Consider the following 22,099-nt stretch of genomic DNA (forward strand, 5'->3'; position numbering starts at 1 on the left):
GTTCATTGCCTTATTGTTGAGCTTTCCAGACTAAAATGTTTGATCAGCTTTTCAGGTTCGACTGCGTAACCGCGGCTGCAAAGGTGAAGGTTGAAGAATGAACTGCACGATTATGAATTTTTCAGAAGATTATTTTACTCCAAAAAACTTATTTTATTGGAGGAATTTTGAATGTCACGTTATACAGGACCATCATGGAAAATCTCTCGTCGTCTAGGTATCTCTCTATCAGGAACTGGTAAAGAACTAGCACGCCGCCCATACAAACCAGGACAACACGGACCAAACAGCCGTGGTAAAGTTTCTGAATATGGTATGCAATTAACTGAAAAACAAAAATTACGTCATATGTACGGCATGAACGAACGTCAATTCGTTAACTTGTTCGTTAAAGCAAGCAAAATCAAAGAAGGTAAACACGGGGTTAACTTCATGATCTTACTAGAACAACGTTTAGATAATGTTGTTTACCGTTTAGGTCTTGCAACTACTCGTCGTCAAGCACGTCAATTAGTAAACCACGGTCACATCACTGTAGATGGCAAACGTGTAGATATCCCTTCTTACCACGTTGAAGTTGGTCAAGTGATCTCTGTTCGTGAAAAATCTCAAAACGTTGTAACAATCAAAGACGCTGTTGAATCAACAGTTGGACGTCCAGCATTTGTAAGCTTTGACGCTGAAAAATTAGAAGGTAGCTTCACTCGTTTACCAGAACGTGATGAATTATACCTTGATATCGACGAAGCACTTGTCGTTGAATACTACAACCAAAAACTTTAAGATTCACTTCTTGGGAATCTTTGGACGCAAGTCAAAAAGAAACGACCGAAAATCTTTTACGATTTTCAGTCGTTTTTTCTTTGCATAATAAAAATATAAAACCTACTTTAAGTGATAATTATGTTTAAAAAGCATTGACTTTGGTTTGTCATTAAGGGTAGAATTGAGGCAGATAGAACGAATAAAATCTAGCATTGCTAGACAAAATAAAAAGGCACTCTGCAGGAAGATTGGCGTCGACCTACAGAGCCTTATACAATCAGCACTACCTGATCGTACAAGTTGCCCTAGTCAATTTTCATTGACTGTATTTATTTTACTCAATTTTCGTGTAAATTACTAGTTTTTTTTACACTTGTCTTGAGTTTTTAAATAACAGATCGATGCTTATTTATTGAACTTTTGCACGGTATCAGCAGGTGGCTGATACCGTGTTTTTTCGTTCTATCGGTCAAGCAAGGAAACAGTCGCGCCGAAAGAGTGAACAGCAAATAGCTCTTTTGGTGTAAAGAGGTCGAGAAAAAAGTGTCAAGTTCCATTCCCGAAAGAGACACATCCTTCTCACCTTTTATTAAAGGCAGTGAAAGCTGCTCTGACAACGACAAGTTGCCCTAGTCGATGCGTACAAATAAAAAAATTATTCATTACCCAATTTTTCCTGAATCGACTGTTCCCTTGCTTGATTTTCGATCAAATACAAGTTTAACATAAACTATTTTTAAACATATTTCAAGATTGCTAATACTTGTTTTTGCATAAAATAAATTAACATTTTGTAGATTCAATAATACGAAGTATGCTATTCTGAATTAAATAACGAAAAGAGGGATCAAAATGATCGAATTGAATGAAGCAGAAGCCCAGAAACAAGCTACCCAAATCGGGCTGGCGAATGATCGCTTGACACTGTCAAAAACAGTGACCTTTTCTTCAGGCACGACGGTTCCTGGCAACGCGATGGCTGAAAGTACCTTTCAACAGCTGAAGAAAAACCCAGCAACGATCCAACAACTGCTCAATCGAGATGTAGCTTCCATCCAAACTGCCGTAGCCGCATTTAAACGAGCGGATCAACAGGCGAAGCAACTATTTACACGACGACCGTAACAAAGGAGAGAAGGAATGACCCAAAAGGAGTTACAAGAAAAACGCAGAGAAAATGAAGAAAGACAAGAGGAAACCCGTACGTTCAAAACGTTGTTGGAACGAAGCATGAGCGAGACAGAACACTTATTTGCCAGAGAACGTCACCATAACGACCAAGTTCTCACTTACTTTCATCGACAGGAAGAAGTCCACTTTTTTGAAGATATCACAGAAGAATCACGTTTAGCCGAACGCCGTTTCCTAGATGCGATGACAGACGGACAAGAAACATTACACAAAGAAAACCGTCGTCTGGAAGATGAAAGCGACCTTCTTTACGAAGCAGAGCTTCAGCAGCTGAGAAAGGAGGATGAGCGTGATGGTCAAAATGATCATTGGTGAAGTCCAAACCCAGACCGAAGAGATCAAAGCCTTCGGCCAATCCTACAGTCAAGCACTCGAGGCCGTTTCAACTGCTACGCAAGGAATACAATTAGCAGTCGGGCTGAGTGGCGCTGGCATGGAGTCGATCAAAGGCTATCTCTCCATCGTTTATCCAGCACTTTGCAAAGCAGCGATCATGCACAGTGAGGCAGTTGTACAGGCGAATGAACGATATGTGCAAGGTTACCTCTCAACATGTGGCAGTGAAGATTTAGATTCCGAAGAATTACAAGCGCAAATCGATGAAGCCAATGCGCTAATTCAAGGATTCCAAAGCTCGAGAGAAAACTACGCCCAACAAAAAAGAGGCTTATCAGACGAAAAAGAGCAGCTGCTAGGTGCAGTCTTTCAAGCGGCAATCGCCAGTATGGATGCCGGTATCACACGAAACCAAGCGAAAAAAGCAAAGATACAAGAAAAATTAGATACCTTCCTTGATTTTTGCGGACAGTCCACTAGTTATTTTGCTAGTATAAATGATACCGGATCGTTGGTGGCTAAAGGCATGCAAGCACTGGGCGTTAGCGAGAAAGGACATGTGGGGCCTGGTGCTTGGAACGGAAAAGGCTTCTCCTTAGCCGATCGAACCTGGATCAATGATGTGAACAAAAATTGGACGGAGCGCGAAAAAGCGATCGAAGTCAAAGATAGAAAAATACTTGATGGCTGCACGATCATCCACATCATCGATGCCGATCGTAGTGTAGATATGTATATGTTTGAAAAAAACGGCCGACGATATCCAATAAGCGAGCAGGATTTGTCCGATAATTTAAGAAAGCTCATCAAAAAATACAACTTAGATGTGGTAGAATTAAGTCCGACAGAAATGGATCGCCGAGTGACCGAATTTCAAAAAAGCGGAAAAGATTATTTCAGTGGCGCGACAGTCAATATGTTTGGTTTTCAAAGATTGAACCATGCTCAAGGTGTTGTGAATGATCTGAAAGATTCCGGATTTTGGGACGCCGCGTGGGGTGTTGGTCTGACAGTGGCTGCGGTGAGGAATGCGCAGACAGCTGGTAAGAAGTCTGGTGGATTTGGAAAGAATATTGACAATGTTCCCCCTTCGAAAATCAGGTTCAGTCAAACTTCTGTAAATGGTTCAGATGAAATTATTGCTAGCATGAAAGGAAATGGTTGGAAAGGTGACCCAATTGATGTTGTGAGAATGCCTGATGGTAGTTTGACGACTCTTGATAACACAAGAGTTGCAGCAGCTAGAGAGGTTGGAATAAACGTTCAAGCCAATGTTAGAAGCTATGATACACCTTTATCTGATCAAGCCACAATAGATAGATTTACGACAAAAAAAGGAGTTCCCAAAACATGGGGAGAAGCTATAGAGTTACGAGTTGGAAAACAGAAAGCTGATTTTAGAAATAACAATCCAATGGGGTCGTTTGATTTAGAAAAAATGAAATAGAAAGAATGTGCATATAGTTATGAAGAAATTTTATATTGAAGAAGATGTATTTATATACCCTGAAGCCTATAACAAATTAATTGAATTAAACTTAGTAGATTTTGATGTGTGGTATTTAATTGAGTCAGGTCAAGCAAGTAGAAGGTACCATGACTTGAAAGAAAGGTATCCTAATAGAAAGTTAATACCCTTTGCAAGAAGAGACGATAATGACGATATAGCTTGTTTTGAGATTGGAAAAGAAAATAGAGTTCAATTAATTCATGATTTCACTACGGAAGGTTTTGAACAAAGAGGCGAATTTGAGGATTTATGGGAGTGGGTAGAATCTGCTGTTAAAACAATGATTGAATATAATCGGGAGGAAGAAATTGTCTAATGAAATAAATTATACAAAATTGAGTAAAGAAGTTTCTTATGCATTACGCCATGCTCCATGGGAATATGAGTTAGAGCTGGATAAAAAAGGTTGGGTGCCAATTGACCAATTATTACAAGCATTACGTCAGTCAACTGAATGGCAAAATGTAGAATTTGATGATTTAAAAGTAATGATTGAAAAATCAGAAAAAAAGAGGCATGAAATCAAAAAGGATAGTATTCGAGCATTGTATGGACACTCTGTTCCAATGAAAATAGTAAAAGAAGAAGCTATTCCTCCTAAATTTCTGTATCATGGAACTGCACATGATTTTTTATCTGAAATTGAAAAAAATGGTTTATCTCCAATGTCCAGACAATATGTTCATTTATCTGAAGATATAGAGACAGCTGTTTTAGTAGGGAAAAGAAAAGAGAAAAATCCGATTATTTTAGTGATTAATACAGAAAATGCTAGAGCAAAAGGAACAAAGTTCTATTTGGGAAATGAAAAAGTTTGGTTAGCAGATAGTATTCCATCAGAATTTATAGAGTTATTTAAAACAAAATAAAATGGCACTTTACTATCTGATTAGCATCGCATAGTAACGCCTTGAACAGTATGCATAAACTCACTAATCAAGTTACCGATAGCTAATAAAAAGCTATCTGTATATCGAGCAACACATCCAAGAACTTTCCACTCTCAATCAGGATTATCTCTAAAACAAAAATAAAGGATAAAGAAAATGGAATTAAATGAGTCTCAAGCTATGCAAGCAATGATAATTTTTTTAGATCAATATTATGAACAAGTACAATCTGACGATATTGCCGTTTTATTGGGGAGTTTAACATTGTTAGAAGATGGGAAACCTGTAGATTCAGCTATGTGGGATGAATGGCTAGAATCAATAAAAAAAGTAAAGTCTTGACTAATAAGATTTAATCTTATTACTTAAATTATAACAGTCAACTAATATTATCAGAATTTATTGTTCAAAATTTCTCAATATTTTTTTGAATATTCATTTAAAAAACTAGTCTGTTAAATTGTAAACTTTTGAAAAGATATCAGTTTATACTTCTGATATCTTTTTGGTTACTATAAACAGCACCTAAAGGGCTTTATGAGTACACACATAGTAAATACGATATGTATAGTAGTGCGACAGTCAATATGCCTGGTTTTCAAAGATTGAACCATGCTCAAGGTGTTGTGAATGATCTGAAAGATTCCGGATTTTGGGATGCCGCGTGGGGTGTCGGGCTGACAGTGGCTGCGGTGAGGAATGCGCAGACAGCTGGTAAAAAGTCTGGTGGGACTAATAATCTTCTGAACCCTAGTCTACTAGACGAACTTTCTAAAAGCAGTGTAAAGTATAATCCAAACAATGTGGTCATGGTTGGAAAAAATTCTTCAAACAAATTACTTTGGCTCGAGAAAGGAAATAACAAAGCAGGATTAAAACATATTCTTAATGGACATGTAAAAGATTTCAGTGCCAAAGGCATTCAAGATATTCCTAACTTTTTACATGATACTTTAAAAGCAAATCCTATAAAACAAGGAACAGGACCTAAAGGACCATATTCAGTTTATATTATTGATGGACAAAAATATACTTTAGCTTATGGAAATAATGGGTTTGTTATTTCATTTTATCCAAGTAAATAATTAACCAAGGAGGACATTCATGTATAGACTACTTTCAATAGAGGAATCAGCTGCTACGAGAAATTTAGAATTGAAAAATTTGAAGACTGGTACAATTGAATGGTGTTTCGATGATTCAGCTGTAACCAGTTCTAAAAATTTTGATTTTATGGAAATCAATGAAGCGTATAATTGTAGAATTTATCTTTTAGGTGAACTGAATGATACTGGCGAGAATTTAAAATATATTAAAGATGTAGTAATTGGGAATAGAGATTTATCAGAAGTTGTGAATGAAGAAGGAGATGTGTACTATATTAACAGAATTCCTGGAAGCGAGTTTAGCAGTATAGGGAAAATGTTGAATTACAACTACACTAGAAAAGATATTGTTCAAGTAAATAATATCGTTCATTCGGACTTCAAATAGACAATATTTTTTGAGATAAATAAAAAAAGGTACTTTAACACAAAAATGATAATAGATTGAACAAGCATAATTAGTAAAGCCTAACCCCACCAATCAATTCGCACATACTTTGAAAGGAGACACAACATGTTTATTTTCCCCCAATTTTTACTGCAGCAAGTAGGGATATTTTCAGGTTACATTTTTAACATAGCAATTTCACTGTTTTGCTTATACATGGCAATAACAAGTAGCTCTGAGGGAGACTATGAATCTTTTTTTGTTGGTTTGATAGCCGGTATACTATTCTCTACGTGGACAATCTATTTGATTCGATCAGGATATTTGGAACATAAAAAACAAGAAGAACAAGAAGAACAAAAAAAGAACTAGTGCGAAAAAGTGAATCCACGTTCTGTCTGAAGCCAGACTAGCAATTCTCTACTCACTAACATAACTATTTTCTAAAAGGGACTGGGACATAACTCTACGAGTTACGCCCCAGTCCTTTTTAAAACGAATAAACGGTGAAAGCAGAAGTAACTCCTTCGGAAATAAGCTGACATTGCTGTAGAACACAACGAAGAATGAGTTGATGCCTTCTCGTCAAAGACTCGTCGCAGATAAACAGTGTCGCACAGTACCTACTTGGTTCTCGGAGTTGAACACTTCTTTCCCATCCTCTTTTCTACCTATCCGTCTATTGCTTCGTAAGCACGCCATCTTTCATCACGAAGACGTCGTCACAATATTCGATCAACCGCTGGTCATGAGTTACCATGATCGTGGCTTTGTTTTTTTCTTTGGTTTCTCTAGCCAAGATCTTGACTACTTCAAACGCCCGCTCGGAGTCTAAACTAGCTGTTGGCTCATCTGCTAAAATGATCGAAGGATCATTGTACAGCGCTCTAGCAATTGCTACACGCTGACGTTCTCCTCCAGAAATTTCATCAGGATACTTGCGTTTTAATTTCTCTATCCCCAGCTGTGTTAATAACTCATTCACTTTAGCGGTATCTGTTTTTACCTTTTTTACTTTATCCACTAAACGAAGTTGCTTTTCCACAGTTAAAAACGGTACTAAATTTGATGCCTGTAGAATAAAACCGATTTCGTCAAAACGAATCTTGGCTCTCTTCTTTTCGTTTTCCTGACTGAAAGCGGCATTATTGATTTTAACTTCACCACTTGTTGGCGTTTGAAGCCCACCTGCAAGGGTCAAAAATGTACTTTTTCCGGAGCCACTCGGACCGATCACTGCTACAAATTTCCCTTTTTCCACAGAAAAGTTGGTTTCTTTTAATGCTTCAATCATTGTATCTCCATCAAGAAATTTTTTATCCACAGCTGAAAACTCAATTGCGTTCATCTTCGTCACCTACTTCTTTTTTATTATCAACCAATTGCTTTTAATGGATCGATCTTCACGATCGTCCGTACAGAAAATAATGCCCCTAAAACAGCAATCACCAGCATTGCCCCGCCGATCACTAAGAAAAACAGCCAATTACTTTGAAACGGTACTGCCGTCGGTAAAACAAACGAAGTTCCTACTGTTCCTAATAAGCCCAAACTTATTCCTAATACAGCTAATACAAAGGTTTGAACGATGACCGAAATTGAAATGTATTTTCCAGAGATCCCTTGTGCTTTCATGATGCCGAAAATCGTTGCTTTTTGCATCGTCAGTACATAAATAAATATCCCTATGACGATCGCCGCGATCACGATCAAAAAGCCGATCATAAATCCAAAAGTCAAAACCTGAGCATTATAACCTGGAAGCTTATTGATAAATGTTTGAATGCCATAGCTTTTCAAATCATTACTAGCTAAATCAACATTCTTCATCGCACCTTCTTTTGCACGAACGACGATTGCATTGATTCGAGCATTCTCTGTCGTATCAACTTTCTCAAAACGGATTTCTTGAAACGTATTGATCGAAACGTACAAAACTGGTGCCACATTGAATTTTGCATTCTCTGTAAACCCGACGATTTTAAGCTTCTTCTCATTACCGGCAAGTTTGATCGTATCTCCCAATTTGAACCCATTCTCTTCCTTCAAGCTATTATTTACGACAGTTTCATCATCAGTATCGAAGGCTCTTCCTTCGACAATATCAGGCATCAGAAATTCATCTTTATTGATGCCAAAGAAACTAGCATTGACTTTTTCAGCTCCTTTTTTATCCAGCTGGATGACTGCCGCTGTTTGCCCCAAAGCTGCCTTTTCTTTGGCGGTCACATCATCCAATGACTTCAATGGAATCATCGACATATTGATATTTGTATTGGATTCATCAGACAAAACGATCCCATCTGCCTGCCATTTATCCACGGCTGTACGATTGTCTTGTGCCAAACCATAGGCAAGCCCTGTTAAGAAAAAAACTAAATAAGAAATTAAAAACATAACGCTGATGATCAAGGCATACCGTAATTTTGATCGTGTAATTTCATTCCATGCTAAAAACATTTTATCCTCCTCCTTATCGATCGATAAGTTTTGTAAAAATTATAGCAAATTTTGACTTACACAACAAAAAATCTGCTTGAATAAAAATACCTCTCCTTGTATTTGATTATTTTTCCTCCTTAAGTCTTGTTTTCTTCCCCTATTTTCTTTGATATACTAAATTCATAACTATACGTAAAGAGAGGCGTTATAATGAAGAAAAAGCATCCTCATTTATACACAGTGATTCAGCTAGCTGTTGCCGTGGCATTCGTTGTGTTTCTTAGAAATGTCGTTTTGACACCGGTAGAGGTCATAGGTATATCTATGGAGCCTACTTATCATGAATCTGATCGTTTATGGCAAAGTTCGCTGATCAAGCCCCAGCGCTTTGACAATGCGACTTTCCCTAGTCCTCGAAACGGAAAAAGGATCGTCAAACGAATTATTGGACTTCCAGGAGATACGGTACGCGTCGAAAATGACCAGCTTTACATTAATGACAAAGCTTATGATGAGCCTTATTTAGATGAAGCAAAAGCGAAATTGACGGATGGGGAGCCTTATACAAAAGATTTCTCTCTAAGCACGATTGACGTTGGTGCTGAAAAAGTGGTTCCTGACGGACATTTTTTTGTTCTTGGGGATAACCGAAGACGCGCAGATGATAGCCGTTATTTTGGCTTTGTTGATCAAAAAGATATCTATGGAGTCGTTTATTTCCGTTACTATCCTTTAAATAAGATCGGCTTACAATAATCGACAAAAAACATTGAAGCAAGAGGAATGATTCCTCTTGCTTCAATGTTTTTTATTTTTTTACTGATGTTTTTTAGCTAATCGATATAGCGGCAGCAATGCTTCATAGGTTTGCAGCATATATTCACGTGACTTGTCTGGGTCATTCAGTAAAGAATCTGTTTTTTCAATGATTCGCCCAATTTGAAATTCCCCTTTTTTCACATCTCTAAAACGAATCAGGATTTTTTCTAAATCTGCTTCTTTTAGCAACTCGATTTTGGGCTGAGTATGATCGATCGATATATAGAAATCATCCGGTAATTGCTCAAACAGTTTTTGGTTGTCTAAAAAGGCCTGCGCAATTTCTTTTTCGTTCTTAGGGTTGTCGATCAAAGATAGCCACATGAATAGATAGTCCGGCCAAATGCCTAATTGGAAATGAGCGTCCATTTTATAGCCGCGTTTTTTTTGGCTCAATGCAGACCATGTATTTTCTGGCGGGTAAACTGTTCTACGTCGATGCTGGGCGATATGAACAAAAAACTCTGTTTCCAGCTGTTCTCCTAATTTTGCTGCAAAATAATCATCCAGTTCTTGAAATTTTGGTTGGATCGAAGCCCGAATGCCCTCCATTCTTGCATCTAATCCTTCTATTGTGAACACGTCAAAATCTTTTTCAGTAAACATCAACATTGCCGTCATTTCTCCTCTTACTTGTTCTTTATTTTCTCTTGCAGCTGTTGCCATTCTTCGACCATAATTCCGCGCAAAACATCGGTCACGACCTTGCCCTTCCACATCCGGGCGTTAGGAACCGTACCTTCAATTTTCATCCCGATCTTTTCCATCACACGTCCTGATTTTGGGTTATCGATATCATGGACTGCACAAATTCGGATCAGCTTGAGCTCTTCAAAACCAAGACGCAGCAATTCATTGGCCGCTTCTGGCACATAGCCCTTGCCCCAGAATTTTTTATTCAGCGTATAGCCAATTTCACCATTATTGTGCTTCTCTTCTACCCGCAGATCGATCGTCCCGATAAACCGACCCGTTTCTTTTAAGGCTATGCCATATTTTCCTAAAGGAGCACAGACAAAATAGTTCGCAATACTTTTTTTGGTGTCTTTGAGCGATTGATGGATCGGGAAAACATAAGTGACAGTCTCCTCATCAGAGGCGTACTCATACATCTCTATAGCATCATCCAATGTCACTGGTCGTAAAATCAAGCGCTCTGTTTCCAATCGTTGGTTCTGGGCAAAAATCAAATTACGATTGATCACTAATTCCATATTGTCACCTGCTTTTTATACTACTTTACAGAAAGACGAAACGCCATGCAAGTTAATTTTGAACAAAGTAAAAAATAGTCGTTGATGATACTCAGACTTCCTCTTTAAATTGCTTATTCACTTCATTTTCTTCTCTGATTCTCAACATAAGGATAACCATGTAAATAGGTAAACCGATGATCCCTGTCAGCCAAGCATGAAAAAATAGTATTATCCCTATCAATTCAGGAATTATATTAAGAAAATAATTTGGGTGTTCGATCTTTTTGAACAACCAATGATCAACATACACGTGATCACTCGCAACCATCAGTTTCACCGTCCAAAACTTATCCAACAAGTGAATGATATAAACTAAAACACTATATGAAAGGCCGATCAATAACAGTCCTATCATACTAACTGTGTCTAAGCTGACCTTTCTCACGATTCCCTCAAAAAAGGCAGAAAAGTAAATGATCGTATGAACGATCACCAATAGAAAAGAAACTTTTGCTCCGTACTCTCTTCCGCCATTCGCTAAAATTGCTTTTTCATTTTTGATTGAATACCTCAAAAAAAGTAACCTAATGCTTGCAAATATTAAAAAAAACAAATAAATCATAGTATACCGCTCCTCTGTGTTTAAATATCAACATTCCTATTTTAGAACATATCAGAACGATTAACAATACTTTGAAAACACAAAAACAATCTAAATGACAGATTTAACAAACAATTCTATTTCTTTTGTTTTTCCTTCATTCAGTAATTGAACGATTTTACTGCCTACGATCACGCCAGCACAATTTTGTCTAAATCGCTCAACGTGCTCTTTGGAAGAAATACCGAATCCAGCGAGAACCGGTTTATCACTGATACTTTGAATATAAGCTAAATGCTCATCTAAAGAAGTTTGATACTCTCGTCCTGTACCAGTTACGCCGTTAACCGCTACTGCATAAATAAATCCTTCTCCCGCTTCCACTAATTCGACGATTCGTTCTTTAGGCGTCGTCAATGCCACCAACGGAATCAATGCAACATCGCTGTCTTTTAAAAGCGGGGTCAATAATCCTTGATGCTCAAATGGCAAATCTGGAATAATCACTCCTTTGACATTCGTTTCCTGTAATTCTTGAATGAATTTTTCCAGTCCAAAATAAAAAATGGGGTTGAAATAAGTCATCAAAATCAAAGGAGTAGTGGTCTTGATTTTTTTTAATTGTGCAATGATTTTTTCTAGAGAGACATTTTTTTGCAGTGCCTGTAAACCAGCAGCTTGAATAACTGGCCCATCTGCCACTGGGTCTGAAAATGGAATCCCTAATTCAATTGCGCTGGCACCCGCCTCAGAAAGCAAAGAAATTTCACTCTCCAATTGATCCAAACCTTGTGCGCCCGCCATGATATACGGAACAAAAATCGTTTCACCGTTTTGTTGTTTTGTTTTTAAATGCTTGGTCAATGTTTTCATTTGTTATCCTCCTGTTCGAATAATGCTTTGATCTGCTGCACATCTTTGTCCCCACGCCCTGAAAGACATACGATGATTTGTTTCTCTTTCCCAAGCTCTTTTGCTACCTTCACCGCATGACTGATTGCATGAGCGCTTTCTAAAGCGGGAATGATTCCTTCTGTTTGGCATAATAGCTCAAAAGCTTCCAGTGCTTCCTGATCGGTGGCAGATGCATAGGTCGCTCGCTCGATTTCATTCAAATGGCAATGCTCCGGTCCTAAGCCAGGATAATCTAACCCGGCAGAAATCGAAAAAGCCTCTAAAATTTGCCCATTTCCATCCTGAAGCAGTTTCATCATCGCGCCATGCAATACACCCGTTTTTCCTTTATTGATCGAAGCCGCATGTGATTCCGTCTCCAAGCCTAAACCCGCAGCCTCTACTCCGATCAATGCAACATCATCATTGATAAATGGATAGAAAATCCCCATCGCATTACTTCCGCCGCCTACACAAGCAATAACTGCATCAGGTAATTTTTGTTCTGCTTCTAAAATCTGACGCCTAGCTTCGATCCCAATAATACTTTGATAATCACGAACGATCTCAGGAAATGGGTGCGGTCCTAAGACCGAGCCCATCACATAATGAGTGTCCTCGACATTCGCAACCCAGAATCGCAAGGCTTCATTCACGGCATCTTTTAACGTCTCACTACCAGAGGTCACACTTACCACTTTGGCACCTAATAACTCCATCCTAAAAACATTCAATGATTGACGAGCAACATCCACTGCCCCCATAAAAACGGTACATTCCATCCCAAATAATGCAGCAACGGTTGCAGTCGCTACACCATGCTGACCAGCACCAGTCTCTGCAACGACTTTGTTTTTACCCATTTTTTTGGCTAATAAAATTTGGCCGATCGTATTATTGATTTTATGCGCTCCTGTATGGTTCAAGTCTTCTCTTTTTAAATAAATCTTCGCTCCGCCGATTTTGTCAGTTAATCGCTCAGCAAAATAAAGCGGGTTTTCTCTTCCAACGTACTGTTTTAGATAGTAATTTAATTCCTTTTGAAATTCTTCATCTTTTTTTGATGCCTCATAGACTTCTTCTAATTCCTTCACTGCATACATTAAGGTTTCGGGGATAAACTGTCCGCCAAATTCTCCATAAAATCCTTTATTTGGTTGATTATACATCGTATTCCTCCTTGGCCTTTTTCAAAAAGGCTCTTATTTTTTTTAGGTCTTTGACCCCATTTGTTTCAACTCCGCTGGAAACATCTACCGCATAAGGGGAAAAACGTTCTTTTGCTTCCTGTACGTTTTCAATCGTCAATCCGCCAGCAATAATTATTTTTTTATCTATTAGTTGATCTAGATCAAGCTTTTTCCAGTCGAATACTTGTCCATTTCCGCCAACAAATTTTTGCGGTGGGGCATCGAAAAGTAAATAATTGGTCGTTACCGCTTGAATCATTTTGATATGTTCATCGCTATTGACCGTGATCGCCTGAATCACCGGTACAGAATAATGCTCTGTTGCCATCATGCCGTGAATTTGAATCATATCCAGCTTCGCCTGCTGGATGATCTCTTCTGCTTCCTGATAATTTGGCGCAACCATCACGCCGACCTTTTTGACTGTTTTCGGGACGTCTTTCGTGATTTCTCTGACGAGATCTGGACTGATTTTTCGTTTGCTTTCAGCAAAAACAAAACCAAGATAATCTGCGCCATTTTTGACTGCTGTATCTACCTGTTCTTTTGTCTGCAATCCGCAAATTTTTGCTTTCATCGCTTCACTTGCAACTCCTTAACTTTTGACTTAGGATCATTTTGACGCATCAATCCTTCACCAACAAGAACTGCTTGATAATGATCTTTTACTAAAGCAACCTCTTTATCACTTGAAAATCCTGATTCACTGATATAAACGGCGTCTGTCTGTTGTTTTTTGCCCAATTTTTGACTGACTTCAATAGAAACATCGAACGTTTTTAGATTACGATTATTGACCCCAATCAAAACTGCACCTAAAGCTTCAGCAATCGCCTGTTCCTGCTCATCGTGCACTTCAACCAATACTTCTAGACCCAATGCTAATGCCTGATTATATAGAAACTCAAGCTTAGTCTGAGATAATGCGGAAACGATCAGTAAAACAATCGTTGCTCCTGCATTTCGTGCGCGAATCAGCTGTTTTTCATCGATGATAAAATCTTTACACAATACCGGAACAGCAACCTCAGCTGCAACATTTCGTAAATCTTCGATCGAGCCTTTAAAAAACGATTCATCCGTCAGCACCGAAATCGCTGTGACACCAGCCTGTTCATACGCTTTAGCTTGTTCAAGAATATCGACGGTTAGATTGATTGCCCCTTTAGAAGGAGACGCACGTTTGACTTCGCCGATAATATGCATTTTTTCCGGCTGCTTCTTTACTCGTTCATAGAATGAAACAGTTTGACGCAGCGGTTGAAGTTTTTCCTTAGACATTTGCGCCACTTCTTGATTTTTCTCAGTAAGAATCTTATCTAAAAAATCCATCTATGCTACCTCCTGCTGTGCGCGGATCAATTGCTGTAATTTATCAAATGCTGCACCGCTGGCAACGCAGTCTTTCGCCAAAGAAATACCCTCTTTTACTGTCCCAACTTTTCCATTACTAAAAAATCCTAATCCTGCATTCAATAAAACTGTATCTAAATAAGGACTGGCTTGATTTTTTAAGATAGATAGCAGAATTTCCGTATTTTTTTCTGCATTGCCTCCGCGAACAGCCTCCAGCGGCAAACGAGTATAGCCAAATTCTTCGGGGCTGATTTCATGCATAGAAATTCTATCATTTTCCAGTAAAGCAAAATGCGTTGTTCCTGCTAATGAGGCCTCATCCATCCCTCCTGATCCATTGACCACGACCGCCCGCTTGCGCCCCAAACCGCCCAATGTTTTAGCCGTCTCTTCCAATAAATCTCGGCGATAAGTTCCCATCAATTGAGAATCTAAATGAACAGGGTTTGTCAACGGGCCAATCAAATTCAAAATGGTCGGAGTCCCTAATTCCTTTCGAACATTCATCACATATTTCATGTTAGGATGCATGTGGGGCGCAAAAAGAAAGGCCAGACCAACCTCGTTGAGTAGTATGCTTAGTTTAGTGGGAGAAAGCGTCAGATCCAGTCCCAAGCATTCAAAAATGTCTGCACTGCCTGACTTGCTAGAAATACTTCGATTCCCGTGTTTTGCTACTGTTATTCCACCTGCAGCTAGTACAAATGCAGCTGTCGTACTAATATTGAAACTCCCAGACTGATCTCCACCTGTACCACAGTTATCCATGACATTTTCTTGTTGACATGGGATCATCACAGCTTTGCTTTGAATGGTTTCAGCAATTCCCGCCATTTCCTCTGCTGTTTCACCTTTGATCTTCAATGCGGTTAAAAAAGCAGCGATCTGGCTATCCGTCATTTCTCCTTCAAACATTTTTTCAGCGACTTGTTGCGCTTCTTGACGTGTTAAATGTTCCCTTCTGAATACTTTCTCAAATAATTGCTTCATATTTTTTGTTCCTCCATTAGTTGAATAAAATTTTGAATCATTTCTTTACCAACAGGTGTTCCAATTGATTCTGGATGAAACTGCAAACCAAAAACTGGATAGTTCCGATGCTCGATCGCCATAATTTCCTGATCATCTAAAGCCGTTGCAGAAATATCAAACTCCTGTGGCAATGTACTTGGATCGATCACTAAAGAGTGATAACGCATTACTGGCAGTTCAGATGGCATGCCTTTAAAAAGACGGCTGTTTGGTGCAGTTTGGATCATCGATTGCTTGCCATGACGAATTTCTTCAGCTAAAGCTACTCGAGCACCAAATACTTCTCCAATCGTTTGATGCCCTAAACAGATCCCTAACATCGGTTTTTCTTGATGAAAGTCTTGGATCACTTGTTTTACTTGGCCTGTTTCAGCAGGTGTTCCTGGTCCAGGAGAAATGACGATACTCGAAGCCTCTTTTGCCAAATCAACTAATTGCTTGTCGTCATTTCTCACAACCATAACTTCTCTAGATTCTCCTAATAAATGAGCTAAATTGTATGTAAATGAATCATAATTGTCGATCAATAAAATCATTGGCTCACCTCCAATAGTGCCTTAGCCTTTTGCAACGTCTCCTCATATTCTTTTGCCGGATCTGAGTCATGAACGATCCCCGCTCCTGCCTGTACATATGCAATTCCTTTATGAATGACCATCGTACGAATCGCGATCGCAAAATCTGCTTGATCATTTTTAGATAAATAACCAACTGCACCAGCATAAATATTTCTTTTGACCGGCTCTAATTCATAAATGCGCTGCATTGCTCTGATCTTGGGTGCTCCGCTGACTGTCCCTGCCGGTAAGGTCACTTTTAAGGCGTCCATAGCAGATAATTCTGCTTTTAACCTGCCTGTAACGACAGAAACGATATGCATCACAAAGCGATATTTTTCCACCGTCATATAGACCGGCACTTCTACTGAACCAATCTCACTGACTCTTCCAACATCGTTCCTCCCTAGATCGATCAGCATCAAATGCTCTGCCCGCTCTTTTTCATCATTGATAAGTTCCTTCTCTAAAACCGCATCCTGTTCAATCGTCTTTCCTCTTTTTCGGGTGCCCGCAATCGGATTCGTCGTGACGATCCCATCTTTCACACTAACTAAACTTTCTGGAGATGAACCAACGACGTACGTCTCTCCAAAATCTAAGAAATACAAGTACATAGACGGATTCGTCACACGTAATCGACGGTAATAATCAAATGGCTCTCCCTTGAACTCAGCTTTTAAGCGCTGTGAAGGAACCATCTGAAATAAATCCCCCTGTCTGATGTACTCTTTTACCTTACTGACTACCTGTTTAAAACTTTCTTTTGTAAAATTACTTTGATAATTCAGCGGTGTTAACTGGATATCTTTTTGTTCTGCTTCACTTGGTATTTGAAGCTCATCCTTTTTTTGTTGGAGCGCCTGTTCTAGTTCCTTTACAGAGCGATTCGAGTAGGTATTCGCTTCAACAAGAGAAATCTTTTCACCCACATGATCAAAAATCAAATAAGAATCAAATAGGTAAAAATGGATATCAGGAATAGCCATTTCATCCAAAGGCAGCTCTCCTAGGTCTTCATAGCAAGCAACTACATCATAGCCAACATAGCCGATCGCTCCACCCTGAAATGGTAGATCTGCTGCAATTTCTTCGTTTTTTAAAACATACTTCTCAATTTCTTTTAGCGGCTCATGTGTAGTGATCGTTTTGCCAGCGATAGTCAATTGCTTTTCTGTGTACGTGATCTCAGTTACTGCATCCCAAGCGATGATCGAATAGCGACCTTTGCTCTTGTCTCTTGGAATGCTTTCCAAAAGGCATTTGTTTTTTCCTTTGATTCGTAGAAATGCTGATACTGCTGTTAAATAATCTGCCTGAATTTCTTTGATCAATTGCATCTATTTCCCTCTTTTCTATTTTTGATAAAACAAAAAGCCCTCACAAAACAGACGTAACTCTGTCTTGTGAGGGCGAATAATAGTATCCACGGTACCACCTCATTGGAAATCGATTCTTTTTTAAACTTGAGAGATTTAGTACTTACACCGACGGCAGTGAGTGGTTGCTAACTTCATTGCTTTTAGTTCCCAAGTATTGTTCACTAGCTGCTCTGGCTTAAGTCCAACGCTCTTTTTAGTTTTACGTTAGTTGTTTTCTAAGCCTCTTGCGTTTGGTAATTCATACTTTGGGTACTTCGCTCACTTTGTTTGCCAAGTATTGTTCAACATCTGCTCTGGCTTAGCTCCAACGCTCTTTTTAGTTTTTCGTTAGTTGTTTTCTAAGCCTCTTGCGTTTGGTAATTCATACTTCGGGTACTTCGCTCACTTCGTTCGCCAAGTATTGTTCAACATCTGCTCTGACTTAGCTCCAACGCTCTTTTTAGTTTTTCGTTAGTTGTTTTCTAAGCCTCTTGCATTTGGTGATTCATACTTCGGGTACTTCGCTCACTTCGTTCGCCAAGTATTGTTCATCATCTACTCTGGCTTAGCCAATCGTAGTGATTCACAACAAAAAGCCCTCAAACCACAAGGTATCTGTGGTTTGAGGGCGAATGATCACGGTGCCACCTCAAGTTTGAAAGAAATTCTTTCCTCTTATCAGTCGTCTATCAACGACCTTACTCTATAACGGGAGTTCCCGAAAATGCCTACTACTTGTTCAACATTTTGCTCGAAAGTCCATTCGCAACACATCCCCTGCTGATTCTCACCGCCACCAGCTCTCTGAAAAGTTTCTGTGTTGTTACTCCTCTTTCTCAAAGCTTTGCTATTGAGGATAATCATATTAGAAAACTCTAATATTGTCAACTATTTTTTATATTATTTTTCATTTTGTCTGCGAATCGTGTTTTCTTTAATGATTTCGACGATCGTTTTGGCTGCTTTTTCCATGGCTTCTAATGTGATGAATTCATATTGTCCATGAAAATTTTCGCCGCCTGTGAAGAGATTAGGTGTAGGAATGCCCATAAATGAGATTTTTGATCCGTCCGTTCCGCCTCGGAAAGGTTGAATGTCTGGTTCGATCCCTAAATTTTCCATTGCAGTTACAGCTAATTCTACCGAAGTCATATCTTTTTCGATGACTTCTTTCATATTGTAATATTGATCGACGAATTCAATAGTCAATCTTTTTTTATCAAATGACTCATTTAGTTTAGTCACATGATCCAATAAAACTTCCTTACGCTGATTGAATAAGTTTTTGTCATGATCGCGAATAATATAAGTCAATTCAGCATAATCTATACTACCGTTGAATTTCGTCAATAAATAAAACCCTTCATGTCCGCGTGTTTTTTCTGGAACTTCTTCTTTTGGTAACAACGCATCCAATTGTTCACCTATCTTAATTGCATTGACCATCGTACCATAGGCTGTCCCTGGATGAACACTTGTCCCTTCGATCGTGATCACCGCTTGCGCAGCGTTGAAGGTTTCATATTCAAAACATCCTACTCGACCGCTGTCCACTGTATAGGCAAAAGCTGCCGGAAAATTCGCCGCATCAAAACGGTCCGCACCGCGGCCGATTTCTTCATCCGGTCCAAATGCAAGCAGTACTTTTCCGTGAGGAATTTCTGGGTGAGCTAATAAATACTCAACTGCATCTAAAATTTCAACGATCCCCGCCTTGTCATCAGCTCCTAATAAAGTCGTTCCATCTGTTGTGATCAACGTCTGACCGGTATATTCTTTTAAATTAGGAAATTCTTCAACTTCCATAGTGATCGACTGCTGTTCATTTAAGATAACCGATTTTCCATCATACTCTTTAAAAATCTTTGGCTGAATGTTCTCTGCATTGTAATCTGCCGTATCTAAATGCGCAATAAAACCGATCGTTGGAATATCTTCGGTGATCGTAGCTGGCAGTACCGCTGTCAGAAAACCATTTTTATCATTATAATGAATATCAGAAAGACCGATCTCGATCAATTCTTTTTCGATGATTCTAGCTAGTTCCACTTGTCCCAAAGCCGTTGGTACTGTTTGACTTGCTGCATCAGAACGTGTATTGACTTTTACATAACGGATAAAACGATCTAATAAGTTCTCCATTTCGCTCTCCTTACTCTTCTAAAAAGGCTGTTCTAAGATTGAAATGATCCCCGTATAAATGATAACTGATTCCTTTGATTTTAGGATTGATCAAATAGTTTGATGCACTTTGATACAGCGGCACTTGTGCTGCATCTTGATCTAAGAGAATATCTTCTGCGTTTTTATAGTCGTCGAATTGTTTTTCCGGATCATTCGCATGTGTTGTTTTTGCTTCGGTTACCAGTTTGTCGTAGTCTTTATTTTCATAGCCGCCGTAATTGTATGAAGATGTCCCGTCATATAGATTAAAATATGAATCTAAATCACTGCTGCCAGCGATCCAACCAGATAAAGATAATTCATATTTTTTATTTTTTCTAGATTCAAGTACATTGTTCTTAGGCTGTGCGTTGATCGTGATTTCCAAGCCTTTCAGATTTTCCTGTAATTGACTTTGGACATACTCAGAGAGTTTTTTCCCGTTGTCATCATCTGATACTAAAATCGATAATTTCACTTTATCGCCTAGATCTGCTTGTGCTTTTTTCCATTCTTCTTGTGCTTTTTCAACATCATACACTAAGTGGTCTCCACTAAATTCCCGGAAGTCTTTTGAAGTATCCGGATTCTTGTAAAGATTTCTTGGAATCAAGCCATTTAGCGGTTTTGAGCCATCATTTAATACGCTTTTTGCTAAAGCTTCTTTATCGATTGCCTGAGCAATTGCTTTACGCAAATGAACATTTGCCGGCGCAGTACCTTCTTGTTTATTGAAATCTAAGAAATAATTTGCTACATCAGAATGAGTCACATACCCTGCATCATCTTGATATTGAGCAACATATTGTCCGCTGATACGAGTTAAATCCAACTCACCTGATTGATATAAATTGATGCCTGTATTTTCTTCTTTGATCGTATTGACTTTGATTTCTTCCAAGCTCACTTTGTCTGCTTCATAATATTCTGGATTTTTCTTCAAAGTCCATGTATCAGATGAGGCATCCCAATCAGTCAAAATAAATGGTCCACTGTAGATCAAATGATCGCTGTCTTGTGCGTACTCTTTTCCTTGTTTTTCAACGTATTCTTTGTTTTGAGGTGCTAGCCAGCCGATTGAAACAACGGTCAAAAATGAAGGCTGCGCTTGTTCCAGTTCAACAACAAATTCTTTATCACTAGGTGCAGAAATCCCCATCTCATCAACTAATTTTTCACCATTGCGGATTGCTTTACTGTTTTTTACGTTATCTAATAAGTATGCATTTGGTCCGATCGTTTCAGGTGTGACTAGCTTTTTCCATGAGTAAAGAAAATCTTGTGCAGTGATCGGTTCACCATTGCTCCATTTGATATTGTCTTTCAGTGTAAATTTATATGTTAAGCCATCTTCACTGATATCGACTTTTTCAGCTAAGCCAGGAATCGGTGTACTGTCATCGTCAAAGCGATACAAGCCTTCAAATAAGTGTTGGACGATCGTAAAGGTATTTTTATCCATTGTTTGTGTCGTATCTAATGTAGATAACGGCGCCGGTGAACTGATTTCGATTTTTTGAGTTGTTGCCAAGCCTTCCGTTTCTGTTTTAGTCGTCTCTTTTTTATCATTTCCTCCGCAGGCTGTTAGTAATAAGCTTGCAAATACCGCACTTGCGATAAGTAATTTCTTTTTCATTCTAGTTCCCCCTTCAATAATTTCATACATTAGCTACTCCTACCATTCATTGTGAATATTGAGTGTTGTGAGCAAAAGCTACTTCTTTGTCTTTGGTGCATTCATCTGATGGACTTTGATCCTTGAACTTTAACGCTCACTTGTTGATAGCTATTCTAGCTGCTCAATGTTCCATCCTTACTTGCTGAATACTGTTCATCGTCTGCTCTGTTGGAGCTAGACACAATGATTCAATTCTTAGAGCTTTAGCTCTTAGAATTTGATACGATTGAAACTCAGTATAGTGATTCACTAGTTTGGTCACTTCGCTCGGCTACGCTCGCCAAGTACTGTTCATCATCTGCTTTGGCGTAGCCAGTTACAGTCCTTCAATTTTTAGAACTTTAGCTCTTAGAATTTGATGCGATCGAAACGTAGTATAGTGATTCACTAGTTTGGTCACTTCGCTCGGCTACGCTCGCCAAGTACTGTTCATCATCTGCTTTGGCGTAGCCAGTCGCAGTGATTCACGGCAAAAAGCCCTCATCCTCTAAAAAAGGACGAGAGCTGTAAACTTTCGCGGTACCACCTTCAATTGGTTTAATGATAAACCCACTCATTCAGTACAATCATACTGAGGCGCTATAACAGGCGCACCTGAATTGGTTTTAACGTGTTCAACCAATT

25 protein-coding genes and 2 other annotated features (1 of these 27 only partly in view) are annotated in these 22,099 nt (G+C 38.9%); of the genes, 11 read left to right on the forward strand and 14 right to left on the reverse strand.

Annotation, left to right across the window (positions count from 1 at the left end):
• The first annotated feature begins 171 nt into the window (after positions 1 to 171).
• The 10 genes from rpsD to IGI58_RS06240 all read left to right on the forward strand — a co-directional run bounded on the left by rpsD (position 172) and on the right by IGI58_RS06240 (position 6,558).
• Positions 172 to 783 (forward strand): 30S ribosomal protein S4, encoded by a 612-nt coding sequence (gene rpsD / locus IGI58_RS06195; RefSeq protein WP_225534576.1) that lies wholly within the window; start codon positions 172 to 174, stop codon positions 781 to 783.
• 834 nt (positions 784 to 1,617) lie between these two features.
• Positions 1,618 to 1,890 (forward strand): TIGR04197 family type VII secretion effector, encoded by a 273-nt coding sequence (locus IGI58_RS06200; RefSeq protein ID WP_225534575.1) that lies wholly within the window; start codon positions 1,618 to 1,620, stop codon positions 1,888 to 1,890.
• A 15-nt stretch (positions 1,891 to 1,905) separates the two neighbouring features.
• A complete protein-coding gene (locus tag IGI58_RS06205; RefSeq protein ID WP_429954101.1) occupies positions 1,906 to 2,271 on the forward strand; it encodes a hypothetical protein in 366 nt (121 codons plus the stop codon).
• Entirely contained in the window at positions 2,249 to 3,739 is a 1,491-nt protein-coding gene (locus IGI58_RS06210; RefSeq protein ID WP_429954100.1) for a hypothetical protein, read from the forward strand. The genes IGI58_RS06205 and IGI58_RS06210 overlap by 23 nt, the downstream gene beginning before the upstream one ends.
• A gap of 19 nt (positions 3,740 to 3,758) precedes the next feature.
• Positions 3,759 to 4,118 carry a hypothetical protein gene (locus IGI58_RS06215; protein ID WP_429954098.1) on the forward strand — a complete coding sequence of 120 codons (360 nt, stop codon included), beginning with the start codon at positions 3,759 to 3,761 and terminating at the stop codon, positions 4,116 to 4,118.
• Positions 4,111 to 4,671, forward strand: a complete 561-nt coding sequence (locus IGI58_RS06220; protein WP_429954097.1) for an RNA 2'-phosphotransferase — start codon at positions 4,111 to 4,113, stop codon at positions 4,669 to 4,671. The genes IGI58_RS06215 and IGI58_RS06220 overlap by 8 nt, the downstream gene beginning before the upstream one ends.
• A gap of 177 nt (positions 4,672 to 4,848) precedes the next feature.
• The gene (locus tag IGI58_RS06225; RefSeq protein WP_429954096.1) at positions 4,849 to 5,034 is read left to right on the forward strand and encodes a hypothetical protein; all 186 of its coding nucleotides are present in this window, start codon (positions 4,849 to 4,851) and stop codon (positions 5,032 to 5,034) included.
• Between the two features lie 221 nt (positions 5,035 to 5,255).
• On the forward strand, positions 5,256 to 5,777 hold the full coding sequence (locus IGI58_RS06230; protein WP_429956316.1) for a hypothetical protein: 522 nt from the start codon (positions 5,256 to 5,258) through the stop codon (positions 5,775 to 5,777).
• A gap of 19 nt (positions 5,778 to 5,796) precedes the next feature.
• Complete coding sequence (locus IGI58_RS06235; RefSeq protein WP_429954094.1) at positions 5,797 to 6,186, forward strand: hypothetical protein; 390 nt, start codon at positions 5,797 to 5,799, stop codon at positions 6,184 to 6,186.
• Positions 6,187 to 6,312: 126 nt separating this feature from the next.
• Positions 6,313 to 6,558, forward strand: coding sequence for a hypothetical protein (locus tag IGI58_RS06240; protein ID WP_429954093.1), 246 nt, complete (start codon positions 6,313 to 6,315; stop codon positions 6,556 to 6,558).
• Positions 6,559 to 6,865: 307 nt separating this feature from the next.
• Here IGI58_RS06240 and IGI58_RS06245 read toward each other — a convergent pair whose 3' ends face one another.
• Positions 6,866 to 7,534 (reverse strand): ABC transporter ATP-binding protein, encoded by a 669-nt coding sequence (locus IGI58_RS06245; RefSeq protein WP_087641873.1) that lies wholly within the window; start codon positions 7,532 to 7,534, stop codon positions 6,866 to 6,868.
• Positions 7,535 to 7,560: 26 nt separating this feature from the next.
• The gene (locus IGI58_RS06250; RefSeq protein WP_429954092.1) at positions 7,561 to 8,646 is read right to left on the reverse strand and encodes an ABC transporter permease; all 1,086 of its coding nucleotides are present in this window, start codon (positions 8,644 to 8,646) and stop codon (positions 7,561 to 7,563) included.
• A 192-nt stretch (positions 8,647 to 8,838) separates the two neighbouring features.
• On the opposite strand from IGI58_RS06250, the gene lepB reads away from it, so the two are divergent.
• Positions 8,839 to 9,384: a signal peptidase I gene (gene lepB / locus IGI58_RS06255; protein ID WP_225534568.1), complete on the forward strand. Its 546-nt coding sequence runs from the start codon at positions 8,839 to 8,841 to the stop codon at positions 9,382 to 9,384.
• Between the two features lie 60 nt (positions 9,385 to 9,444).
• Here the strand turns inward: lepB and IGI58_RS06260 are convergent, their stop codons facing one another.
• The 12 genes from IGI58_RS06260 to IGI58_RS06315 form a co-directional block, all read right to left on the reverse strand.
• Positions 9,445 to 10,059: a YktB family protein gene (locus IGI58_RS06260; RefSeq protein ID WP_429955353.1), complete on the reverse strand. Its 615-nt coding sequence runs from the start codon at positions 10,057 to 10,059 to the stop codon at positions 9,445 to 9,447.
• Positions 10,060 to 10,076: 17 nt separating this feature from the next.
• Positions 10,077 to 10,661 carry a GNAT family N-acetyltransferase gene (locus tag IGI58_RS06265; RefSeq protein ID WP_429954091.1) on the reverse strand — a complete coding sequence of 195 codons (585 nt, stop codon included), beginning with the start codon at positions 10,659 to 10,661 and terminating at the stop codon, positions 10,077 to 10,079.
• A gap of 91 nt (positions 10,662 to 10,752) precedes the next feature.
• Positions 10,753 to 11,265 (reverse strand): isoprenylcysteine carboxyl methyltransferase family protein, encoded by a 513-nt coding sequence (locus IGI58_RS06270; protein ID WP_429954090.1) that lies wholly within the window; start codon positions 11,263 to 11,265, stop codon positions 10,753 to 10,755.
• A 90-nt stretch (positions 11,266 to 11,355) separates the two neighbouring features.
• Positions 11,356 to 12,117, reverse strand: a complete 762-nt coding sequence (gene trpA / locus IGI58_RS06275) for a tryptophan synthase subunit alpha (RefSeq protein ID WP_429954089.1) — start codon at positions 12,115 to 12,117, stop codon at positions 11,356 to 11,358.
• Entirely contained in the window at positions 12,114 to 13,307 is a 1,194-nt protein-coding gene (gene trpB, locus IGI58_RS06280) for a tryptophan synthase subunit beta (RefSeq protein ID WP_429954088.1), read from the reverse strand. The genes trpA and trpB overlap by 4 nt, the downstream gene beginning before the upstream one ends.
• Positions 13,300 to 13,905 (reverse strand): phosphoribosylanthranilate isomerase, encoded by a 606-nt coding sequence (locus tag IGI58_RS06285; protein WP_429954086.1) that lies wholly within the window; start codon positions 13,903 to 13,905, stop codon positions 13,300 to 13,302. Before IGI58_RS06285 ends, trpB begins: the two co-directional genes overlap by 8 nt.
• The gene (trpC, locus tag IGI58_RS06290) at positions 13,902 to 14,660 is read right to left on the reverse strand and encodes an indole-3-glycerol phosphate synthase TrpC (protein ID WP_429954085.1); all 759 of its coding nucleotides are present in this window, start codon (positions 14,658 to 14,660) and stop codon (positions 13,902 to 13,904) included. Before trpC ends, IGI58_RS06285 begins: the two co-directional genes overlap by 4 nt.
• On the reverse strand, positions 14,661 to 15,674 hold the full coding sequence (gene trpD / locus IGI58_RS06295) for an anthranilate phosphoribosyltransferase (RefSeq protein ID WP_429954084.1): 1,014 nt from the start codon (positions 15,672 to 15,674) through the stop codon (positions 14,661 to 14,663).
• Complete coding sequence (locus IGI58_RS06300) at positions 15,671 to 16,252, reverse strand: anthranilate synthase component II (protein ID WP_429954083.1); 582 nt, start codon at positions 16,250 to 16,252, stop codon at positions 15,671 to 15,673. The genes trpD and IGI58_RS06300 overlap by 4 nt, the downstream gene beginning before the upstream one ends.
• Complete coding sequence (gene trpE, locus IGI58_RS06305; protein WP_429954082.1) at positions 16,249 to 17,613, reverse strand: anthranilate synthase component I; 1,365 nt, start codon at positions 17,611 to 17,613, stop codon at positions 16,249 to 16,251. Before trpE ends, IGI58_RS06300 begins: the two co-directional genes overlap by 4 nt.
• Before the next feature lie 642 nt (positions 17,614 to 18,255).
• Positions 18,256 to 18,483 (reverse strand) — a binding site (T-box leader).
• Positions 18,484 to 18,534: 51 nt separating this feature from the next.
• Entirely contained in the window at positions 18,535 to 19,776 is a 1,242-nt protein-coding gene (gene pepT, locus IGI58_RS06310) for a peptidase T (RefSeq protein WP_429954081.1), read from the reverse strand.
• 10 nt (positions 19,777 to 19,786) lie between these two features.
• Positions 19,787 to 21,433 (reverse strand): peptide ABC transporter substrate-binding protein, encoded by a 1,647-nt coding sequence (locus IGI58_RS06315; RefSeq protein ID WP_429954079.1) that lies wholly within the window; start codon positions 21,431 to 21,433, stop codon positions 19,787 to 19,789.
• A 532-nt stretch (positions 21,434 to 21,965) separates the two neighbouring features.
• Positions 21,966 to 22,099: a binding site (T-box leader), on the reverse strand; it runs 101 nt beyond the window's last position.

The organism is Enterococcus sp. AZ020 (assembly GCF_050499205.1).
Lineage (GTDB): Bacteria > Bacillota > Bacilli > Lactobacillales > Enterococcaceae > Enterococcus_L > Enterococcus_L dunnyi.

Coding starts and splice junctions, on each gene's coding strand:
- IGI58_RS06230 (WP_429956316.1), top strand. CDS start 5,256: ATGTATAGTAGTGCGACAGTCAATATGCCTGGTTTTCAAAGATTGAAC.
- IGI58_RS06215 (WP_429954098.1), top strand. CDS start 3,759: ATGAAGAAATTTTATATTGAAGAAGATGTATTTATATACCCTGAAGCC.
- IGI58_RS06250 (WP_429954092.1), bottom strand. CDS start 8,646: ATGTTTTTAGCATGGAATGAAATTACACGATCAAAATTACGGTATGCC.
- trpB (WP_429954088.1), bottom strand. CDS start 13,307: ATGTATAATCAACCAAATAAAGGATTTTATGGAGAATTTGGCGGACAG.
- IGI58_RS06210 (WP_429954100.1), top strand. CDS start 2,249: ATGGTCAAAATGATCATTGGTGAAGTCCAAACCCAGACCGAAGAGATC.
- IGI58_RS06260 (WP_429955353.1), bottom strand. CDS start 10,059: ATGTTGATGTTTACTGAAAAAGATTTTGACGTGTTCACAATAGAAGGA.
- pepT (WP_429954081.1), bottom strand. CDS start 19,776: ATGGAGAACTTATTAGATCGTTTTATCCGTTATGTAAAAGTCAATACA.
- IGI58_RS06240 (WP_429954093.1), top strand. CDS start 6,313: ATGTTTATTTTCCCCCAATTTTTACTGCAGCAAGTAGGGATATTTTCA.
- rpsD (WP_225534576.1), top strand. CDS start 172: ATGTCACGTTATACAGGACCATCATGGAAAATCTCTCGTCGTCTAGGT.
- trpE (WP_429954082.1), bottom strand. CDS start 17,613: ATGCAATTGATCAAAGAAATTCAGGCAGATTATTTAACAGCAGTATCA.
- IGI58_RS06300 (WP_429954083.1), bottom strand. CDS start 16,252: ATGATTTTATTGATCGACAATTATGATTCATTTACATACAATTTAGCT.
- IGI58_RS06200 (WP_225534575.1), top strand. CDS start 1,618: ATGATCGAATTGAATGAAGCAGAAGCCCAGAAACAAGCTACCCAAATC.
- trpA (WP_429954089.1), bottom strand. CDS start 12,117: ATGAAAACATTGACCAAGCATTTAAAAACAAAACAACAAAACGGTGAA.
- IGI58_RS06245 (WP_087641873.1), bottom strand. CDS start 7,534: ATGAACGCAATTGAGTTTTCAGCTGTGGATAAAAAATTTCTTGATGGA.
- IGI58_RS06315 (WP_429954079.1), bottom strand. CDS start 21,433: ATGAAAAAGAAATTACTTATCGCAAGTGCGGTATTTGCAAGCTTATTA.
- IGI58_RS06205 (WP_429954101.1), top strand. CDS start 1,906: ATGACCCAAAAGGAGTTACAAGAAAAACGCAGAGAAAATGAAGAAAGA.
- IGI58_RS06235 (WP_429954094.1), top strand. CDS start 5,797: ATGTATAGACTACTTTCAATAGAGGAATCAGCTGCTACGAGAAATTTA.
- IGI58_RS06265 (WP_429954091.1), bottom strand. CDS start 10,661: ATGGAATTAGTGATCAATCGTAATTTGATTTTTGCCCAGAACCAACGA.
- trpC (WP_429954085.1), bottom strand. CDS start 14,660: ATGGATTTTTTAGATAAGATTCTTACTGAGAAAAATCAAGAAGTGGCG.
- IGI58_RS06270 (WP_429954090.1), bottom strand. CDS start 11,265: ATGATTTATTTGTTTTTTTTAATATTTGCAAGCATTAGGTTACTTTTT.
- trpD (WP_429954084.1), bottom strand. CDS start 15,674: ATGAAGCAATTATTTGAGAAAGTATTCAGAAGGGAACATTTAACACGT.
- IGI58_RS06225 (WP_429954096.1), top strand. CDS start 4,849: ATGGAATTAAATGAGTCTCAAGCTATGCAAGCAATGATAATTTTTTTA.
- lepB (WP_225534568.1), top strand. CDS start 8,839: ATGAAGAAAAAGCATCCTCATTTATACACAGTGATTCAGCTAGCTGTT.
- IGI58_RS06285 (WP_429954086.1), bottom strand. CDS start 13,905: ATGAAAGCAAAAATTTGCGGATTGCAGACAAAAGAACAGGTAGATACA.